15 protein-coding genes are annotated in these 17,582 nt (G+C 60.8%); 7 read left to right on the top strand and 8 right to left on the bottom strand.

Going from position 1 to position 17,582, the window contains the following annotated elements; translation table 11 throughout:
- Positions 1 to 49 precede the first annotated feature (49 nt).
- The gene (gene nudE, locus AYR47_RS08465) at positions 50 to 616 is read left to right on the top strand and encodes an ADP compounds hydrolase NudE (protein WP_016979064.1); all 567 of its coding nucleotides are present in this window, start codon (positions 50 to 52) and stop codon (positions 614 to 616) included.
- Positions 613 to 1,449, top strand: a complete 837-nt coding sequence (cysQ, locus tag AYR47_RS08470) for a 3'(2'),5'-bisphosphate nucleotidase CysQ (protein WP_033898713.1) — start codon at positions 613 to 615, stop codon at positions 1,447 to 1,449. Before nudE ends, cysQ begins: the two co-directional genes overlap by 4 nt.
- Positions 1,450 to 1,468: 19 nt before the next feature.
- Here the strand turns inward: cysQ and AYR47_RS08475 are convergent, their stop codons facing one another.
- Genes AYR47_RS08475 through rfbB form a run of 7 tightly spaced genes read right to left on the bottom strand, consistent with a single transcriptional unit; the run spans position 1,469 to position 8,545 of the window.
- The gene (locus AYR47_RS08475; protein ID WP_033898712.1) at positions 1,469 to 1,924 is read right to left on the bottom strand and encodes a YiiD C-terminal domain-containing protein; all 456 of its coding nucleotides are present in this window, start codon (positions 1,922 to 1,924) and stop codon (positions 1,469 to 1,471) included.
- Between the two features lie 26 nt (positions 1,925 to 1,950).
- Positions 1,951 to 3,327 carry a sigma-54-dependent transcriptional regulator gene (locus tag AYR47_RS08480; protein ID WP_033898710.1) on the bottom strand — a complete coding sequence of 459 codons (1,377 nt, stop codon included), beginning with the start codon at positions 3,325 to 3,327 and terminating at the stop codon, positions 1,951 to 1,953.
- A complete protein-coding gene (locus AYR47_RS08485; protein ID WP_033898706.1) occupies positions 3,324 to 5,132 on the bottom strand; it encodes a sensor histidine kinase in 1,809 nt (602 codons plus the stop codon). The genes AYR47_RS08480 and AYR47_RS08485 overlap by 4 nt, the downstream gene beginning before the upstream one ends.
- Before the next feature lie 36 nt (positions 5,133 to 5,168).
- Positions 5,169 to 6,050 carry a dTDP-4-dehydrorhamnose reductase gene (rfbD, locus tag AYR47_RS08490; protein ID WP_061434902.1) on the bottom strand — a complete coding sequence of 294 codons (882 nt, stop codon included), beginning with the start codon at positions 6,048 to 6,050 and terminating at the stop codon, positions 5,169 to 5,171.
- Positions 6,047 to 6,592: a dTDP-4-dehydrorhamnose 3,5-epimerase gene (gene rfbC / locus AYR47_RS08495; protein ID WP_033898696.1), complete on the bottom strand. Its 546-nt coding sequence runs from the start codon at positions 6,590 to 6,592 to the stop codon at positions 6,047 to 6,049. Before rfbC ends, rfbD begins: the two co-directional genes overlap by 4 nt.
- Complete coding sequence (gene rfbA / locus AYR47_RS08500; protein ID WP_061434903.1) at positions 6,573 to 7,466, bottom strand: glucose-1-phosphate thymidylyltransferase RfbA; 894 nt, start codon at positions 7,464 to 7,466, stop codon at positions 6,573 to 6,575. Before rfbA ends, rfbC begins: the two co-directional genes overlap by 20 nt.
- A complete protein-coding gene (gene rfbB / locus AYR47_RS08505) occupies positions 7,463 to 8,545 on the bottom strand; it encodes a dTDP-glucose 4,6-dehydratase (RefSeq protein ID WP_033898694.1) in 1,083 nt (360 codons plus the stop codon). The genes rfbA and rfbB overlap by 4 nt, the downstream gene beginning before the upstream one ends.
- Positions 8,546 to 8,697: 152 nt before the next feature.
- Between rfbB and AYR47_RS08510 the strand changes: the two genes are divergently transcribed.
- The 3 genes from AYR47_RS08510 (at position 8,698) to AYR47_RS08520 (ending at position 13,279) form a co-directional block, all read left to right on the top strand.
- Positions 8,698 to 11,598: an aminotransferase gene (locus AYR47_RS08510; protein ID WP_061434905.1), complete on the top strand. Its 2,901-nt coding sequence runs from the start codon at positions 8,698 to 8,700 to the stop codon at positions 11,596 to 11,598.
- A 124-nt stretch (positions 11,599 to 11,722) separates the two neighbouring features.
- Positions 11,723 to 12,829 (top strand): agmatine deiminase, encoded by a 1,107-nt coding sequence (gene aguA, locus AYR47_RS08515; protein ID WP_033898692.1) that lies wholly within the window; start codon positions 11,723 to 11,725, stop codon positions 12,827 to 12,829.
- Positions 12,830 to 13,063: 234 nt separating this feature from the next.
- A complete protein-coding gene (locus tag AYR47_RS08520; RefSeq protein ID WP_033898691.1) occupies positions 13,064 to 13,279 on the top strand; it encodes a hypothetical protein in 216 nt (71 codons plus the stop codon).
- A gap of 59 nt (positions 13,280 to 13,338) precedes the next feature.
- On the opposite strand, the gene AYR47_RS08525 is transcribed toward AYR47_RS08520, so the two are convergent.
- The gene (locus tag AYR47_RS08525; protein ID WP_033898689.1) at positions 13,339 to 15,426 is read right to left on the bottom strand and encodes a TonB-dependent receptor; all 2,088 of its coding nucleotides are present in this window, start codon (positions 15,424 to 15,426) and stop codon (positions 13,339 to 13,341) included.
- A gap of 411 nt (positions 15,427 to 15,837) precedes the next feature.
- Here AYR47_RS08525 and AYR47_RS08530 point away from each other — a divergent pair, with 411 nt between their 5' ends.
- Together AYR47_RS08530 and AYR47_RS08535 are read left to right on the top strand one after the other, a co-directional pair.
- Entirely contained in the window at positions 15,838 to 17,154 is a 1,317-nt protein-coding gene (locus AYR47_RS08530; RefSeq protein ID WP_033898687.1) for an OprD family porin, read from the top strand.
- A 204-nt stretch (positions 17,155 to 17,358) separates the two neighbouring features.
- A complete protein-coding gene (locus AYR47_RS08535; protein WP_016979078.1) occupies positions 17,359 to 17,562 on the top strand; it encodes a tautomerase family protein in 204 nt (67 codons plus the stop codon).
- Positions 17,563 to 17,582: the final 20 nt, after the last annotated feature.

Genomic DNA, 17,582 nt, shown 5'->3' on the forward strand with positions numbered 1-17,582 from the left:
AATCGGAAAAGCCACGGTATAGTAACCCGATCACGCCAAGGAGCCGCTCATGCGCCAGAAACCCACCGTCCTCGCCCGCGAAATAGTCGCCAGTAGCCGTTTGTTCCGCGTGGAGGAAGTGCAACTGCGCTTTTCCAATGGCGTTGAACGGACCTACGAGCGCCTGGTGGGCCGCGGTGCCGGTTACGGCGCGGTGATGATCGTGGCAATGATCGACGCGGACCATGCATTGCTGGTGGAAGAATACTGCGGCGGTACCGACGAATATGAGTTGTCGTTGCCCAAAGGGTTGATCGAACCTGGCGAAGACGTACTGGCGGCGGCAAACCGCGAACTCAAGGAAGAGGCCGGCTACGGCGCCCGTCAGTTGGAGCACCTCACCGAACTGTCGCTGTCGCCAGGCTACATGAGCCAGAAAATCCAGGTGGTATTGGCCACCGATCTCTATGAAGAACGCCTGGAAGGCGATGAACCTGAGCCGATGCGTGTGGACCGGGTCAACCTGCGCGAACTGTCGATGCTCGCGCAAAACGAGCAATTCAGCGAAGGCCGTGCCCTGGCTGCGCTGTACCTGGTACGAGACCTGTTGACCCAGCGTGGAGCGTTTACCGCATGAGCGAACTGTTTTTAGGCCACCCGTTTATTGCCCCTGTGATCGAACTGGCTCGTCAGGCCGGTGAAGTGATTTTGCCGTACTGGCGTGCTGACGTGGCCGTGACCTCCAAGGCTGATGATTCGCCCGTGACGGCAGCGGATCTGGCCGCTCATCACCTGATCCTGGCCGGCCTGACCGCGCTGGACCCGAGCATTCCGGTGTTGTCCGAGGAAGACGCCGACATCGACCAGAGCGTGCGCGCCGGCTGGCAGCGCTGGTGGTTGGTGGACCCATTGGACGGTACCAAGGAATTTATCGCCGGCAGCGAAGAATTCACCGTGAACATCGCCCTGATCGAGCAAGGCCGCGTGGTGTTCGGCGTGGTGTCGATGCCCACCAGCGGCCGTTGTTACTTCGGTGGCGCTGGCCTGGGCGCCTGGCGCTCGGATGTGAATGAAGCACCCAAGCAGATCCAGGTGCGCGAGGCACCCGCAGCAGGTGAGTCGTTTACCGTGGTGGCCAGCCGTCGGCATTCCAGCCCTGAGCAGGAGCGTTTGCTGGACGGCTTGAGCGAGGGCCTGGGCGCATTGAAGCTGGCGAATATCGGCAGCTCGTTGAAGTTCTGCCTGTTGGCTGAAGGCAGTGCCGATTGCTACCCGCGACTGGCGCCGACTTCCCAGTGGGACACGGCGGCCGCCCAAGGTGTACTGGAAGGGGCGGGAGGCGAGGTGTTGGAGTTGAGCGGTGAACCGTTCAGCTATCCGGCGCGGGCATCGTTGTTGAATCCGTTCTTTCTGGCGTTGCCGGCGAAGGCGGCTTGGCGTGAGCGGTTGCTGACGCTGGCCCGTTCCTGAGGCATTTGTGGGGTGGCGGTTAGCGGTGTAGGACGTACTGGCCTGTGAAGGCAACGGCGCGTTCTTCGCTACCTTCATTCACAATCCACGTCTCCAGCGTCAACCGCGCGCGGCCATAGCGCTTGTAGGTCGCCAGGAACCGCTGCCACACCTTTTCCTCGGGTGCTGTGCAAATCGCGGTCGCATCCCGCGTGACCGGCAGCGGATAGCTGATCTGTCCTTCCTGAATCACAATATGCCCGTCCTCAATCCCTTCTTCCCGCAACTGCAAGTGCAGCCAGCCCCAGCCCGCCAGTACCGCGCCGCAATATAAACTTCCGCCGAACATGGTGCTTTTGTGGTTGATGTTGGCTTGCAAGGGCAGATGCAGTTCCAGCCGCCCCTGTTTCCAGTCGAGCACCTTGAGGCCCATTTCCCGGGTGAGGGGGATGTCGTGGTGCAGGATGGATTCCAGGTAACGGCTGTCGCGGTTCATGGCGGCCTCTTGGCGGGTGGGGGCTGTCATTCGTCGTCGCTGCTTTGGTTGGCGAAGTTCAGGCCATGCTTGCGCAGCTTGTCGTGCAGGGTCTTGCGCGGTACGCCCAAGGCTTCAGCGAGGCTGCGCATGGAGCTGTGGGGGCGGGTCAGCTCGGCGGCGATCAGGCTTTTTTCGAACTGCTCGACTTGCTCGCTCAGGCCGCCAGGCGTGGAGGTCAGCACGCCAGCTGATGGATTGTCCGGTGTGTTGTCCAGCGCCAGTTCCAGGCCCAGAGCAAAGCGCTCGGCGGCGTTCTGCAATTCGCGCACATTGCCTGGCCAGCTATGGCGCAGCAGCAGCGCGCGCTGGCCGGGTTGCAGTTCGTGCAGCGGCAGGCCGTGGCGGCTGCTGGCCTCATCGGCGAAGTGCTGGAACAGCATCAGCGCATCCTCGCCCCGCTCGCGCAGCGGCGGAATACGCAGCGGCGCGACGTTGAGGCGGTAATACAAGTCGGCGCGGAAACGGCCCTGGTCGGCCGACTGGCGCAGGTCTTCCTTGGTCGCGGCGATGATGCGGATATCCAGCGGGATCAGCTGATTGCCGCCCAGGCGCTCCACCACCCGCTCCTGCAACAGGCGCAGGAGTTTCACCTGTACATCCAGGCTCATGCTTTCGATTTCATCGAGGAACAAGGTGCCGCCGTTGGCGAATTCGAACTTGCCGATACGGCGTTTCTGCGCGCCGGTAAAGGCGCCGGGTTCGTGGCCGAACAGTTCGCTTTCCACCACCGACTCGGCCAAGGCGCCTGCGTTGATCGCCACAAACGGGCCGCTGCGGCGGCTCGACAAATCATGCAGCGCGCGCGCTACCACCTCTTTGCCGGCGCCGGTTTCACCGAGGATCAGCACATCGGCCTTGGTCGCGGCCAGGGCGCCGATCTGCTCGCGCAGGCGCAGCATTTGCGGCGAGTGGCCCACCAGGCGCGTGCTCAGTTGCTGGCGGTCGCTGAGAGCAAGACGCAGGCTGCGGTTGTCCAGCACCAGCCGGCGCAGGGCCAGGGCGCGGCGCACGCTGTCGAGCAGGGCGTCGCTGGCAAACGGTTTTTCCAGGAAGTCATAGGCGCCGGCGCGCATAGCTTGCACCGCCAGCGGCACGTCGCCGTGGCCGGTGATCAGCAGCACCGGCAGGTCTGGGTCCTGGCCATGCAGTTCGGCGAGCAGCTCCAAGCCGTCCATGCCGGGCATGCGGATGTCGCTGACCACCACGCCCGGCCAGTCCCGCGACAGGCGCGCGGTGAGGCCGGTGGCTTCGCCCAGGGTCAGGACCTTCAGCCCGGCCAGGTCCAGGGTCTGGCACAGGGCCTGACGCAGGTGTGGATCGTCGTCGATCAACACCACCTGAATCTGGTTATCGATACTCATACACTGCGGTCCTCGGACGGTTGCAGACTGACGCCCGGCGCACCGGCACGCAATTTCAAGGTTAACAGCGCGCCGCCTTCCTTGTGGTTGGCAAACAGCAGTTCGCCGCCAAAGGCACGCATCAGGGTGTCACAGATTGCCAGCCCCAAGCCAAGCCCCTGGGTGCGGGTCTTGGTGGTGTAGAACGGCTCGCTGGCGCGGCCCAGGGCCTCCATGCAAAAGCCCGGGCCGTTGTCGCGAATGTACAGGTTGACGCCCTGTTCGGTGGTTTCGGCACTCAGCCAGAGTTTACGCGGCGGGCCTTTTTCGGTGAGCGCGTCGAGGGCGTTGGCCAGCAGGTTGCCCAGCACCTGACGCAGGCGGGTTTCACCGGCCTGGACCCACAGCGTCGCTTCGGGCAAATCGCGGATCAGCTCGACCTCCATCGACCGCCGCCGCTTGGCCAGCAACGCCAGTGCATCATCCAGGGCCGGTTGCAGGGCCACACTCTCGGGCGCATGGCGGTCGCGGCGGGCAAAGGCGCGCAGGTGGGCGATGATCGAGGCCATGCGCCCGGTCAGCTCGCTGATCAGTTTGAGATTGCCCCGTGCATCGGTGGTGCGCTCATGGTCGAGCAGGATTTCAGCATTCTCTGCATAGCTGCGAATCGCCGCCAGGGGCTGATTGAGTTCATGGCTGATGCTCGCCGACATGGTGCCCAGCGCCGACAGTTTGCCCGCCTGCACCAGGTCATCCTGGGCGCGTACCAACTCCTGCTGGGCGTGTTCGCGCTCCAGCACTTCCTGTTTCAGGCGCCGGTTGAGGCCTTCGAGGTCACTGGTCCGCTCCACCACCCGCGCTTCCAGCTCGCGACGGGCCTTGGCTTCGAACGCAATGCGTTCCAGGTAATGGCGGCGACGTTGCATCATCAAACCGAGCAGCAACATCAACACCAACAGCGTAGCGCCGCCCACGGCGACCACCGTGCGCACCGGGCGGTTGATCAGCGAGCGCGGCGCGAGGATTTCCACGTTCCAGCCGGTTTCGGCGATGGCCGTGGATTGGCGCAGCCAGGCGGTGTTGCTCAGGCTCAGCGGCTGTGGATCGCGGGTCGGGTAGGGCTGGATGGCGATGATGGCCTGGCGTTCTTCAGCCGTCAGTGGCCGGGTGGCGCGGAATCGCCATTGTGGGCGTGAGGTCAGGATCACCACGCCATTGTGGTCGGTGACCAGCAGTTGCTCCGGGGTGTTGCCCCACAGGCTTTCGGTGTGGTCCAGGTCGACCTTGACCACCAGCACGCCGATGATCGTATCGCCATCACGCACGGCGGCGGCGAAAAAGTAACCACGCTTGGCCGAGGTGGTGCCCAACCCGAAAAACCGCCCCAGGCGTCCGTCCATGGCCTCGCTGAAATAAGGCCGGAACGAGAAGTTGCGCCCGACGAAGCTGTCTTGCTTGTCCCAGTTGGACGCGGCCAGGGTCTTGCCGGTGGTGTCCATCAGGTACATCACCTCCACCCCGGCCTGGGCGGCGACGTCCTTGAGCAGCAGGTTGGCGTTGACCAGGTTGGTGCTGACCCCAGGCGCATCCAGCGCGGTGCGCAAGGCCGGCAAGTCGCCGAGAATCTGCGGCAGCACCTCATAACGGTGCAGCGTGCCAAGTAAGTTGGCCACGTACAGGTCGAGGGTCTGGCGGTTCTGGCCGGCCAGCTCACTACGGTAATAACGCTCGGCCAGGTGCTCCAGCGGCCACAGCAGCGGTGCCAGGCACAACGCCAACAAGGCGAGGCTGCGCCAGCGGGGTCTACGTGGGAGGGGTGGAGTCATGGGAGTCGTGCGCCTGTGGGTACAGGCGCATTATGCCTAGTGCAGCTCTGCAAGACACTCGCGCAATGCGTCTTGCCAGTGGGGCAGGCTGACGTGCCATTGCTGCCGCAGACGGCTGCAATCGAGACGCGAGTTCAGCGGGCGCTTGGCGGGTGTTGGATAAGCGCTAGAAGGGATCGGCTCCAGTTCGGCGCAGACCTTTCCCTGTTTGCGCAGGTGCTCGCCAATGGCCTCGGCAAAACCGAACCATGAGGTTTCGCCTGCGGCGGTCAGGTGGTAGAGACCCCATTCCCCTGATTTGCCGGCTTGCCAGCGCTCGATCAATGCACGCGTGCTGTTGGCAATGCTGCCGGCCCAGGTCGGCGCGCCGATCTGGTCGGCAACGATGCGCAGTTGTGGCTTCTCCTGCAGCAAGCGCTGCATGGTCAGCAGGAAGTTCTTGCCGTGGTTGGAGTAGACCCAACTGGTGCGCAGGATCAGGTATTGGCCGCCGACGGCCGCAATGGCCTGCTCGCCGGCCAGTTTGCTCTGGCCGTAGACGCCCAGCGGGTTTGGCGTATCGGCTTCGGTGTAGGGCGCTGGCTTGCTGCCGTCGAACACGTAGTCGGTGGAATAGTGGATCAGCGGGATGCCTAGGGTTTTGGCTTCCTCCGCGAGAGCACCGGGGGCAATGGCGTTGATGGCGAAGGCGGCGTCCGGCTCGCTTTCGGCCAGATCGACCGCAGTGTGGGCAGCGGCGTTGATGATCAGGTCGGGACGATGGTTGCGCACTTGCTGGCGAATGTGGTCTGCGTTAGCCAGGTCAAGCTGGCTGCGGCCCAGAACCACGAGTTCGCCCAGGCCTTGGAGCCGAGTTTGCAGTTCATGGGAGACTTGGCCGTGTTGGCCGGTGATGAGAATTTTCAAGGACGCGGTCATGGAAACAGATCCGCATCTCTGAGGCTTATGCCGTTTTGATCCTTGGCGGATAAGGTTGGGGAACCGTTGAGTTGCCAGTCGATATTGAGTTCTGGATCGTCCCAGCGGATGCAGCGTTCGGCAGAGGGGGTGTAGTAGTCGGTTGTCTTGTAGAGGAACTCGGCGTATTCGCTGAGCACTACAAAGCCATGGGCAAACCCCGGAGGAATCCACAGTTGGCGGCTGTTGTTCGCAGATAACCGCACGCCTGCCCACTTGCCGAATGCCGGTGAACTGCGGCGGATATCGACCGCTACATCCAATACTTCCCCGGCAGTCACACGCACCAGCTTGCCTTGGGCGTGTTCCACTTGGTAGTGCAGGCCCCGCAACACGCCTCGTTGCGAACGTGAGTGGTTGTCCTGCACAAACTCTTGTTGCAGCCCGGTAGCGTGGGCAAAGTCCCGGGCATTGAAACTCTCATAGAAAAAACCGCGTTCATCGCCAAAAACCTTCGGCTCGATGATCAAAACACCGGGCAACTCAGTGGCGGATACATTCATATGGATTATCCCCTGCGAGGGTGAACAAGTATTGACCATAGCCGGTCTTGCCAAAATATTTGGCCCGTTCCAGCAAATACTCACGATCAATCCAGCGATTCTGGTAAGCAATTTCTTCCAGGCATGCCACTTTCAGGCCCTGGCGGTGTTCAATGGTTTGCACATACAGCGAGGCTTCCAGCAGGCTGTCGTGGGTGCCGGTATCGAGCCAGGCGAAACCTCGGCCGAAGCGTTCCACATGAAGGTCGCCGCGCTTGAGGTAGGCGTTGTTCACGTCCGTGATCTCCAGCTCGCCGCGGTGCGAGGGCTTGACCGCCTTGGCGATGTCGATCACGTCGTTGTCGTAGAAGTACAGGCCGGTTACGGCATAGGGTGACTTCGGCTTGAGAGGCTTTTCTTCGATGGAGAGGGCCCGGCCTTCCTGGTCGAAATCGATCACGCCAAAACGCTCCGGGTCCTTGACCCAGTAGCCGAATACCGTGGCGCCGGAAGGACGCTTGGCTGCTGCACGTAGTTGATCGCCGAAATACGCACCGTGGAAAATGTTGTCGCCCAGGATCAGGCAGACAGGATCAGTGCCTATGAATTCTTCGCCGATGATAAATGCCTGGGCCAGACCATCCGGAGAGGGTTGTTCCGCATAGCTGAACCGCACCCCGAACTGGCTGCCATCCCCGAGCAGGTTGCGGTACTGGGGTAAATCCACCGGGGTGGAAATTATCAGGATGTCCTTGATGCCCGCCAGCATCAGTACCGAGATCGGGTAGTAGATCATCGGCTTGTCATACACCGGCAGCAATTGCTTGGACACGCCCAGGGTAATGGGGTGCAAACGGGTGCCTGAGCCACCGGCCAATACGATTCCCTTCATCATGCAATCAGATCCTTCATGTCGGTATTGCCCAATCGTTCACCCTGATAACTACCGTCCTGCACCCTGCGGCACCACTCCAGGTTATCGAGGTACCACTGCACGGTCTTGCGCAGACCGGTCTCGAAGGTTTCCTCAGGAACCCAGCCTAGCTCACGTTCGATCTTGCTGGCATCGATTGCATAACGCTGATCGTGGCCTGGGCGGTCTTTGACGAACGTGATCAGGTCGGTGAACCGCTCGACGCCGGAGGGGCGTTGTGGTGCCAATTCTTCCAGCAAACCACAGATGCCGCGTACGACGTCGATGTTTTTTTGCTCATTGTGGCCACCGATATTGTAGGTCTCGCCAACGACACCTTCGGTTACAACCTTCAGCAATGCGCGCGCATGGTCTTCTACGAAGAGCCAGTCACGCACCTGTAAACCATCACCATAGACCGGGAGTGGCTTGCCGGCGAGTGCGTTGAGTATTACCAGCGGAATCAGCTTCTCCGGGAAGTGGAACGGCCCGTAGTTGTTTGAGCAGTTGGTCAGCAAGACGGGCAGGCCGTAGGTACGCTGCCATGCGCGCACCAAGTGATCGGACGCAGCTTTGCTGGCCGAGTAGGGCGAGCTGGGTGCGTACGGGGTGGTCTCGGTGAACAGGTCGTCTACGCCATGCAGGTCGCCATACACTTCGTCGGTCGAGATGTGGTGGAAACGAAAGGCGCTCTTGGCCGGCTCTGCCAACCTGTGCCAATAAGCGCGGGCAGCTTCCAGCAGGCTGTAGGTGCCGACGATATTGGTCTGGATAAAGTCCGATGGACCGTCAATGGATCGGTCGACATGAGACTCTGCCGCCAAATGCATGATCGCCTGGGGCTCGAAGCGCTCCAGCACGGTACTGACGGCGGCCTGGTCGATGATATCGGCTTGGACAAACTCATAGCGGCTGTTGGACGCGATGCTGCTCAGCGACTCCAGGTTACCGGCGTAAGTGAGTTTGTCCAGGTTGAGCACTTCGTGCTCGGTATGTTGAATCAGGTGGCGGATCAGGGCGGAGCCGATAAACCCGGCGCCACCGGTGATGAGAATGCGCATGTCGGAGGGCCTTTTCCTTAGACGGACATCAAGCGAGTGAAGCATAGCTTGAGTTGTGTGGCGGTCAGGAGCAAGTGCGGCATGCCTCAGGGGTTGCCTAATCCCCCTGAACAATGGCGATATACACGCCTAAAAAAGCCGAGGCCAACCCCATGCTGCTCGCCACCCTGATCCATCGCGCCAGTCTACCCTGCCCGCAAGTAGGCCCCGACCAGGCGGCTCGGTTGCTCGAACAGCATTACGGCCTCACTGGCACCTTGCAATCATTGGGCAGCCAACAAGACCTCAACTACAAAGTCGACAGCCCTCGCGGCCGGTTTGTTCTGAAAATCTGCCGGGGTGACTACGCCGCGTTAGAGCTGCACGCCCAACACGCCGCACTCAATAGCCTGCAGGCTGTACGCGTACCCAAGGTCATCAAGTCCTTGACGGGGGACGAGCTGTTGACCCTGAGCCTCGACGGCCAGGCCCTGCACGTGCGGGTGCTGGACTATATCGATGGCCAGCCGTTGACCCATCTGCCTCACCTGGGGCGCAGGGTGATCGCCGGGTTTGGTGACCTGTGTGGGCGCATGAGTCAGGCGCTGGCGCGGTTCGAGCATCCGGGCCTGGACCGCACGCTGCAATGGGACCCGCGCCACGCGCAGGCTTTGATCAAGCATCTGCTGGCGACGCTGGACAATCTTGCGCACCGCCCGGCACTGGAGCAAGTGGCCGAGCAGGTCGAAAAGCGTATCCGACCCCTGGCCGATCACCTGCCTTGGCAAGCGGTGCATATGGACATCACTGACGACAACGTGGTGTGGCAACGTGATGCTCAACGTCATTGGCAACTTCAAGGCGTGATCGATTTCGGTGACCTCGTGCACACCTGGCGCATTGCCGATCTGTCGGTGACTTGTGCGGCATTGCTGCACCACGCCGACGGCGATCCCTTTGCGATCTTGCCGGCGATCCAGGCGTGTCACGCGGTGACGCCGTTGCAGCACGAAGAATTGCAGGCGCTGTGGCCGCTGATTGTCGCCCGTGCGGCGGTGCTGGTGTTGAGCAGTGAGCAGCAGCAACGCTTGGATCCGGATAACAGTTACCTGCTGAAAAACGCCGAGCATGAGTGGGAAATCTTCCACGTGGCGACGTCAGTGCCGTTTGAGTTGATGGAGGCGGCGATTCTGGGATGTGTCAGTCAGGCGCCCGCACCGATCGCCAGCCAGGGTTTTGCGCCCTTGTTGCCGGGGTTGGTGGGGCGCGAGTTTGCGTTGATCGACCTGGGCGTCCTCAGCCCGCATTTTGAGGCAGGAAACTGGGAGCAATCCGGCATTGATCAGCGCCTGTTACAGGAAGCAGCGGCGGTGCATGGCCTGGCGGCGAGTCGTTATGGGCAATACCGTTTGTCGCGTACCGAGGCCGACAGCGCGAATGAGCCAGAGACGTTCCCGCTGCATGTCGAACTGCACGTGCCGTTGGGTACCTCCGTCGAAGCGCCGTTTGCAGGTGTTGTGCGACGGGACGCCCACGGTGAGCTGCAGGTACACAGCAGCGAGGCAAGCGTGCGGCTATGGGGCGTTAAAGCACAGCTTCAGCCAGGTGCTGCGGTGCTGAAGGGCCAGGTGATCGGTGAGGTCGAAGGCCCGCTCACCGTGCAATTATGCCGTTTTGACTGCCCCGCCCCGCTGTTCTGCACACCTTCCCGGGCACAGGCTTGGCAAACGCTGTGCCCATCGCCGGCCGCGTTGTTGGGGCTGGCCTGCGATGCCGAGCCCGAGCTGGACCCCGAGGCCCTGCTGGCCCGTCGCGACGCCAGTTTCGCCCGTTCGCAAAAGCATTATTACGTCGACCCGCCGCGCATCGAACGTGGCTGGCGCAACCATCTGATCGATATGCAGGGCCGTTCCTACCTGGACATGCTCAACAACGTCGCAGTGTTGGGCCACGGCCACCCGCGGATGGCGGCGGTGGCGGCGCGGCAGTGGTCGTTGCTCAATACCAACTCGCGTTTCCACTACGCGGCGATTGCCGAGTTTTCCGAGCGCTTGCTGGCGCTGGCGCCTGAGGGCATGGACCGGGTATTCCTGGTCAACAGCGGCACTGAGGCCAATGACCTGGCGATCCGCCTGGCCTGGGCCTACAGCGGCGGGCGCGACATGCTCAGCGTGCTGGAGGCTTACCATGGCTGGTCGGTGGCGGCGGACGCGGTGTCCACCTCGATTGCCGATAACCCTCAGGCATTGAGCAGCCGTCCGGACTGGGTACACCCGGTGACCGCGCCCAATACTTATCGAGGCGAGTTCCGTGGGCAGGACAGTGCGCCGGATTACGTACGAAGCGTGGAACACAACCTGGCGAAAATCGCCGCGAGCAAACGCCAACTGGCGGGTTTCATCTGCGAGCCGGTGTATGGCAATGCCGGTGGTATCTCGTTGCCGCCGGGCTATTTGCAGGAGGTGTACGGACTTGTCCGCGCCCAGGGCGGCGTGTGCATCGCCGATGAAGTGCAAGTGGGTTACGGCCGGATGGGGCATTTTTTCTGGGGCTTTGAAGAACAGGGCGTGGTGCCCGATATCATTACCATGGCCAAGGGCATGGGCAATGGCCAGCCGCTGGGCGCGGTGATTACCCGGCGTGAAATTGCCGAAGCGCTGGAGGCCGAAGGTTACTTTTTCTCGTCGTCGGGAGGCAGTCCTGTCAGTTGCCGCATTGGCATGGCGGTGCTGGATGTAATGGAAGAGGAAAATCTGTGGGAAAACGCCCAGGTGGTTGGCGGGCATTTCAAGGCAAGGTTGGAGGAACTGATTGATCGTCATCCATTAGTCGGTGCCGTCCATGGTTCCGGTTTTTACCTCGGGCTGGAGTTGGTGCGCGACCGGCAAACCCTGGAACCGGCCACCGAAGAAACCACGTTGCTGTGTGATCGCCTGCGGGAGCTGGGGATTTTCATGCAGCCCACGGGTGACTATTTGAACATTCTCAAGATCAAGCCGCCGATGGTCACGTCCCGGCGTAGTGTGGATTTTTTCGTCGACATGCTGTCGAAGGTGCTCGATGAGCAACTGTGATTAATCGATTGTTATCGGCTAATCATTGTAATATTCACCCGCTATCATCCTAAGTTGCTTTTAAAGCCGATTTTTATCCGCTATAAAGTCGGCCTTCACCCCCCCATTCGGAGTCCTGATCGCCATGACCACCCTGCACAGCACCCCCCGCGCCGATGGCTTTCATATGCCTGCCGAATGGGCGCCACAGACCCAGACCTGGATGATCTGGCCTGAGCGCCCGGACAACTGGCGCCTGGGTGGCAAACCGGCGCAAGCCGCTCATGTGGCGGTGGCCAAGGCCATTGCTCGGTTTGAACCGGTCACCGTGGCGGTATCCGCCGGCCAGTACGAAAATGCCCGCGCACGCCTGGATGTGCCGAATATCCGCGTGGTCGAGATGTCCAGCGATGACGCCTGGGTGCGCGACACCGGCCCAACCTTCGTGATCAACAACAATGGCGAAGTGCGCGGCGTGAACTGGGACTTCAATGCCTGGGGCGGTTTTGATGGTGGCCTGTATTCGCCGTGGAACCGCGACGCCCAGGTCGGCGGCAAGATCCTCGAAATCGAACGCGCACCGCGCTATCGCACCGAAGGCTTTGTGCTGGAAGGCGGCTCGATCCATGTGGACGGCGAAGGCACCCTGATCACCACTGAAGAATGCCTGCTCAACCGCAATCGCAACCCACACCTCGGTCGTGCCGAGATCGAAGCCGTGCTGAGTGCCAATCTGGCTGTGGATAAAATCATCTGGCTGCCGGACGGTCTGTTCAACGACGAAACCGACGGCCATGTGGATAACTTCTGCTGCTACGTGCGCCCAGGCGAAGTGCTGCTGGCCTGGACCGACGACCCGCAAGACCCGAACTACGCGCGTTGCCACGCCGCCATGGACGTGCTGCAAAGCAGCACCGACGCCCAGGGACGCTCGTTCACAGTGCATAAAATGCCGATCCCAGGCCCGCTGTACGCGACCGAGGAAGAATGCGCGGGCGTCGACCCGGTTGACGGCAGCCAGGAGCGCAATCCGACCGTGCGGCTGGCCGGTTCCTACGTCAACTTCCTGATCGTCAACGGCGGCATCATCGCGCCGAGCTTCGACGACCCGCTGGACAGCCAGGCCAAGGCCATCCTGCAGGACCTGTTCCCGCAGCATGAAGTGGTGATGGTGCCGGGCCGCGAACTGTTACTGGGTGGCGGCAATATCCATTGCCTGACCCAACAGCAGCCAGCGCCGCACAAAAATTGAGTGCAGTTGTAACAGCACCATGACGACGAACCGGCGCTGATCGGTTCAGGCGTCCACAACAAGCCCGCGGCCCAGACAGGTCGCGGGCTTTTTTGTGTCCAAACGCCTATGGGCCCGAGACATTGGCATAGCTCTTGTATCGCCGTTGTGACAGTAGCCCAAGGCGATGACTGCGCAGTTCTGTCATAAACCTTGAGTAAGTTAGCCGCTCACGCAGTAGGAGAGAGCGCTGAAATGAATGCCGATATCAACCTGATGTACACGCGCACGTTCCACCCTTTGCGGGTCAACGGCGACGCGATCCATGCGCTGGCGCTCTGGTTGAAGGAAAACGGCTCGCGGCAGATCAGGCAACCGCCTGACCTGCGCAGCGTGATGAGTGAACGTTACCCGGCGGGGTTGTTCAGTGAGGATGAAGTGCACGCGCTGTGTGAGTTAATGAATAACTAAAGGAACACCAAAATCAAATGTGGGAGCAGGCAAGCCAGCTCCCACACGGACCGTGTTCTTCAGAAGCTGTAGGTACCTGTCACCACCAGGCTACGCGGCTCACCTGGCTGAATCTGCGCCACACTGGTCGCCGATGCGTAGTAATTTTTGTCCGCGATATTGTTCAGCGCCGCCCTCACGTCCCATTCCTTCTGACGGAACCCGGCCAGCGCATCCCAACGGCCATAACCCGGCAACACCACGGTGTTGAGGCTGTCGGCATAGCGGTCGCCCACCAGCGTCAGGCCGGTTTCTGCGTACCAGCCCATTTCCGGCTTCCAGGTGATGAACAGGCTTGCATTGCGCTTGGCCACATCGCTGACGCGCTTGCCTTCGAAGCCGTTGTTGTCCTTCTCGACCTTGGCATCCTGCAGGCCGACACCGCCGCGTACATACCAATTGCCGACGAGTTTGCCGGTGGCGGTCAGCTCCACGCCGCGTGAGCGCTGCAAGCCGCTGAGCAGGGTGATGGTGCGGTCCAGCGGGTCGCTGGTGCGGCGGTTGTAGAGTTCCAGCTCGTACACCGCCAGGGTGGTGCTCAGGCGGTCGTCGAGCCAGTCGCTCTTGACCCCGATTTCCTTCTGCTTGGTCAGCTCGGGGCTTAGGTCGTTGACGCTGCCGGCAGCATTCGGGGTGATACCGATCAAGCCGCCCCCCGCTGGGGAAAACGTCTTGCTCCACGACGCGTAGAACGAGTGGTGCTCCAGTGGCGTCCACACCAGGCCGAACCGCGGGCTGGTGCTGTGGCTTTTGACAGCCTGCTGGGCGTGGGTCAGCTTGTTCTTGGTATCCACTTCAAAGCGGTCGTAACGCAGGCCGCCCAGGACTTGCCACTGATCATTCAGGCGCAGTTGGTCCTGTACATAAAGTGCGCGGCTTTCGACTTCGGTGTGGTTGTTGCTCGACACGCTCATGCGCCCGGTATGGCTGAGGTTGCGGTTGGGCTGGTTGAGGTCCAGGCTCGGCACGGCCTGGCCGCCTCGGCTGACGGCAGTGGCGGTGTACAGCTTCGGATCGCGGCGCTGGCTGCCCAGTTCGAGGCCGGTCAGCAGGCGGTGTTCCAGGCCGTAGGTGCTGAAGCCACCTTCGAGCTCGACGTTGTTGAAGATATTGAGGGTGGTGAGGTCTTGCTGCCAGCGCTGGCGCGTGACGCTGTTGTTCGCCGGCACGTAGGCGGTTTGGTAGGTATTGTCGAAATCACTGTCGAGCTTGAACACACCGAGCGTCTGGCGCAATTGCCAGTTGTCGTTGAGTTCATAGGCCAGCTTGGAGCGCAGCGACTGGGATTTGTCGTCGATGTAATCGCGGTTATCAAAGTAGGTGGTGCTGCGGTTTACATCCGCCGGGCGACCATTGACGCCGGGAATGCCACGGTCGGGCGTGCGGTTGTAGCGGCTGTATTCGTATTGCACCAGCCAGTTCAGGTCCGGCGTGAGTTGCCAGTTCATGGACGGTGCGAACAACTGGCGATTGCCGCTGACGCCGTCGCGGAAGCTGTTGTTGTCCTGGTTGCCCATGTTCAGGCGCAGGCTGATGTTATCCGTGGGGTCAGTGCTGAGGTCGGCGTACAGACTGCGCAAGTCGTTACTGCCGCCCTGAGCTTCGATACTCGATTTATGCCCGGCCATCGGCAGCTTGCTCACGCGGTTGACGATCCCTCCCTGACCGCCTCGCCCGTAAAGCACGGCTGCTGGCCCCTTGAGCACTTCGATGCGCTCGATGTTGTGCAGGTCGCGCACATATTGGCTGTCGTCGCGAATGCCATCCAGATAGAAGTCGTTGCTCGCGTCGAAACCGCGGATGCGCAAGCTATCGAAGCGCGTGTCGGCGCCGCTGCTGACGTTAGGGATGCCGCTCAACGCCTGGCCCAGGTCATTGGTGCCATAGGACCGCAGGCTTTCGGTCTTTACCGAGTCGATGGCCTGGGGCACATAACGCACGGGTGTGTCGGTGCGAGTGGCGGTGCTGGTTTCCTTGACGCGCGGATCGTCTTCGTCAGCTTCGGCGCTGATCGACGTTTCGGGCAAAGTCGTGGCCGCACAGGCAAAACCGGCAGACAGCAGAACAGAAAGCCCAAGGGTGATGGGCGTCAGGCGAGGGGCAGGCATGGAGAAATGTATCCGAATTGTTTGGGAGGAAATTGCGCGTTAATGGTAATGCTTTGCATTTGCGTGCGTTATCTATTACCAAACGTATCGGCTTTGAAATGTGTTACGGAATGTGTTTTTTGCCGTTTTGAATGCGGTTTTTTGTCGCTTACAGGACCGCTGTAGGCGCTTCCTTAGAATTATTTCGCCTAAATACAGACGATTCGCGAAATTGACACATAGTTCCGGGCGCGACTAGGATTGCGCCCAACGCCTGTGGCTAACCGCCATGACTCATCCAATAAAAAAGGCCCGCGGCCTGTTAAGTCGTCCGCGGGCCTTCTTTTTTCCGGAATCAGTCGACACCAGAAAAAGCATTACGGAGCCTGGTGTCATAGCGCGTACTCAACCAGAAATAAGGAATACAAAAAAATGTTGAAGCAACGGATGAGTCTGATCGCTCTGGGGATTTTGAGCGCATCGACAGCAATGGCAAACGACCAGGACCAGTCCAAGGGTTTTATCGAAGACAGCCACCTGAACATCGCCGCACGTAACGCCTACATCAGCCGTGACTACAAAAATGGCAAGCAAGATAAAGCCGAATGGGGCCAAGGCTTCATCGGTAAGCTCGAATCCGGTTTCACCCAAGGCACCGTCGGTGTGGGTGTGGACGTGATCGGCCAATACGCTATTCGTCTGGACGGCGGTAAAGGCCGCGCCGGCGCCGGCGGTATCGACTTCTTCAAACAGGGCAATGGCACCACCAACCCTGACGGCTCGAACAACCCTGGCTCGGCACCACACGACCTGGCCAAGGGCGGCGCTGCCGTGAAGTTCCGCGTTTCCAACACCGTGCTCAAGTACGGTGATCAGTTCCCGGCTGTACCTGTGCTGCAGTACGACAACTCCCGTCTGTTGTCGGAAACCTACACCGGTACCTCGATCGTTTCCAAAGAGATCGCCGGTCTGCAACTGGACGCGGGTCACTTCACCAAAGAAGCCCGTAAGAGCATGGAAGGCACCGACAGCGGTCGCCTGAAAAGCATCGACTACATCGGTGGTAGCTACAAATTCACCGAGAGCCTGTCGGCCGCGCTGTACGCCTCCGACATGCAGGACGTGCTGAAGAAGCAATACGTCAACGTCAACTACGTGCTAGCCCTGCCAGAGAAGCAGTCGCTGACTTTTGACTTCAACGGCTACAAAACCAAGCTGGACAAGAGCTTCGCGCTGGAAAACCAGAAAGACGAAAACGCGCGTGACAACAAAATCTGGAGCCTGGGCGCCACGTGGGCTGTTGGCCCGCACAGCTTCACCGTCGCTCACCAGCGCAGCACCGGCGACACCGGCTACCTGTACGGCGGCTATCGCAATGCCGGCGGTATCGGCGATGGCGGTAACACCATCTTGCTGGCCAACTCCTACTGGTCCGACTTCAACGGCAAGGACGAGCGTTCTTGGCAACTGGGCTACGGCATCGATTTCGCCACCTTCGGCGTACCAGGCCTGACCTACAACGTTGCCTACGTTCGCGGTACCAACATCGACGACGGTACCAACCGTGGCGATGGCACCGAGCGTGAAATCTGGAACCAGTTCAAATATGTGGTTCAGAGCGGTCCAGCCAAAGACCTGAGCCTGCGTGCTCGTGCCTCTTGGTTGCGCGTCTCCAACAACGCTGACCAGTACAACGTAGGCGGTAACGAAATCCGTCTGTTCGCCGACTACCCGATCAACGTTTTCTAATTGATCCGGCGTCGCGCCTGATTCCAGGCGATAAAAAACCCCGACTGGTTCGGGGTTTTTTTATGCCTGGCATTCCAGCGCTGTCTTGTTACACCGCAGTACGAATGAAGTACCCGGCCCCACCTTTATCCCCTCCCGACGCAAGCCTAAATTGGCCCCACTGCCCACCCATCACCCCGATGGCCGGCCACTGGAGTTATCGCCATGCCATTTGTCAGCCTGCGTATCACCCGTGATGGCGTTACCCCTGAGCAAAAAGCCCAGGTCATCGCTGAGTTCACCGAAACCCTCGAACGCGTCCTGCACAAACGCCCGGACCTGACCCACATCGTCATCGAAGAAGTCGATACCGATAACTGGGGCTACGCCGGCATCACCACCACCGAATACCGCAAATCCCAAGCCTGAATCCCTACTGGAGAACCCTC

Origin of the sequence: Pseudomonas azotoformans (assembly GCF_001579805.1) — a bacterium.
Lineage (GTDB): Bacteria > Pseudomonadota > Gammaproteobacteria > Pseudomonadales > Pseudomonadaceae > Aquipseudomonas > Aquipseudomonas azotoformans_A.

Excerpts from the sequence above, each read along its gene's own strand:
- AYR47_RS08535 (WP_016979078.1), top strand. The coding sequence starts at position 17,359 with ATGCCATTTGTCAGCCTGCGTATCACCCGTGATGGCGTTACCCCTGAG.
- nudE (WP_016979064.1), top strand. The coding sequence starts at position 50 with ATGCGCCAGAAACCCACCGTCCTCGCCCGCGAAATAGTCGCCAGTAGC.
- cysQ (WP_033898713.1), top strand. The coding sequence starts at position 613 with ATGAGCGAACTGTTTTTAGGCCACCCGTTTATTGCCCCTGTGATCGAA.
- AYR47_RS08480 (WP_033898710.1), bottom strand. The coding sequence starts at position 3,327 with ATGAGTATCGATAACCAGATTCAGGTGGTGTTGATCGACGACGATCCA.
- AYR47_RS08510 (WP_061434905.1), top strand. The coding sequence starts at position 8,698 with ATGCTGCTCGCCACCCTGATCCATCGCGCCAGTCTACCCTGCCCGCAA.
- rfbD (WP_061434902.1), bottom strand. The coding sequence starts at position 6,050 with ATGACCGCGTCCTTGAAAATTCTCATCACCGGCCAACACGGCCAAGTC.
- AYR47_RS08520 (WP_033898691.1), top strand. The coding sequence starts at position 13,064 with ATGAATGCCGATATCAACCTGATGTACACGCGCACGTTCCACCCTTTG.
- AYR47_RS08525 (WP_033898689.1), bottom strand. The coding sequence starts at position 15,426 with ATGCCTGCCCCTCGCCTGACGCCCATCACCCTTGGGCTTTCTGTTCTG.
- rfbB (WP_033898694.1), bottom strand. The coding sequence starts at position 8,545 with ATGCGCATTCTCATCACCGGTGGCGCCGGGTTTATCGGCTCCGCCCTG.
- rfbA (WP_061434903.1), bottom strand. The coding sequence starts at position 7,466 with ATGATGAAGGGAATCGTATTGGCCGGTGGCTCAGGCACCCGTTTGCAC.
- aguA (WP_033898692.1), top strand. The coding sequence starts at position 11,723 with ATGACCACCCTGCACAGCACCCCCCGCGCCGATGGCTTTCATATGCCT.
- AYR47_RS08475 (WP_033898712.1), bottom strand. The coding sequence starts at position 1,924 with ATGAACCGCGACAGCCGTTACCTGGAATCCATCCTGCACCACGACATC.
- AYR47_RS08485 (WP_033898706.1), bottom strand. The coding sequence starts at position 5,132 with ATGACTCCACCCCTCCCACGTAGACCCCGCTGGCGCAGCCTCGCCTTG.
- AYR47_RS08530 (WP_033898687.1), top strand. The coding sequence starts at position 15,838 with ATGTTGAAGCAACGGATGAGTCTGATCGCTCTGGGGATTTTGAGCGCA.
- rfbC (WP_033898696.1), bottom strand. The coding sequence starts at position 6,592 with ATGAATGTATCCGCCACTGAGTTGCCCGGTGTTTTGATCATCGAGCCG.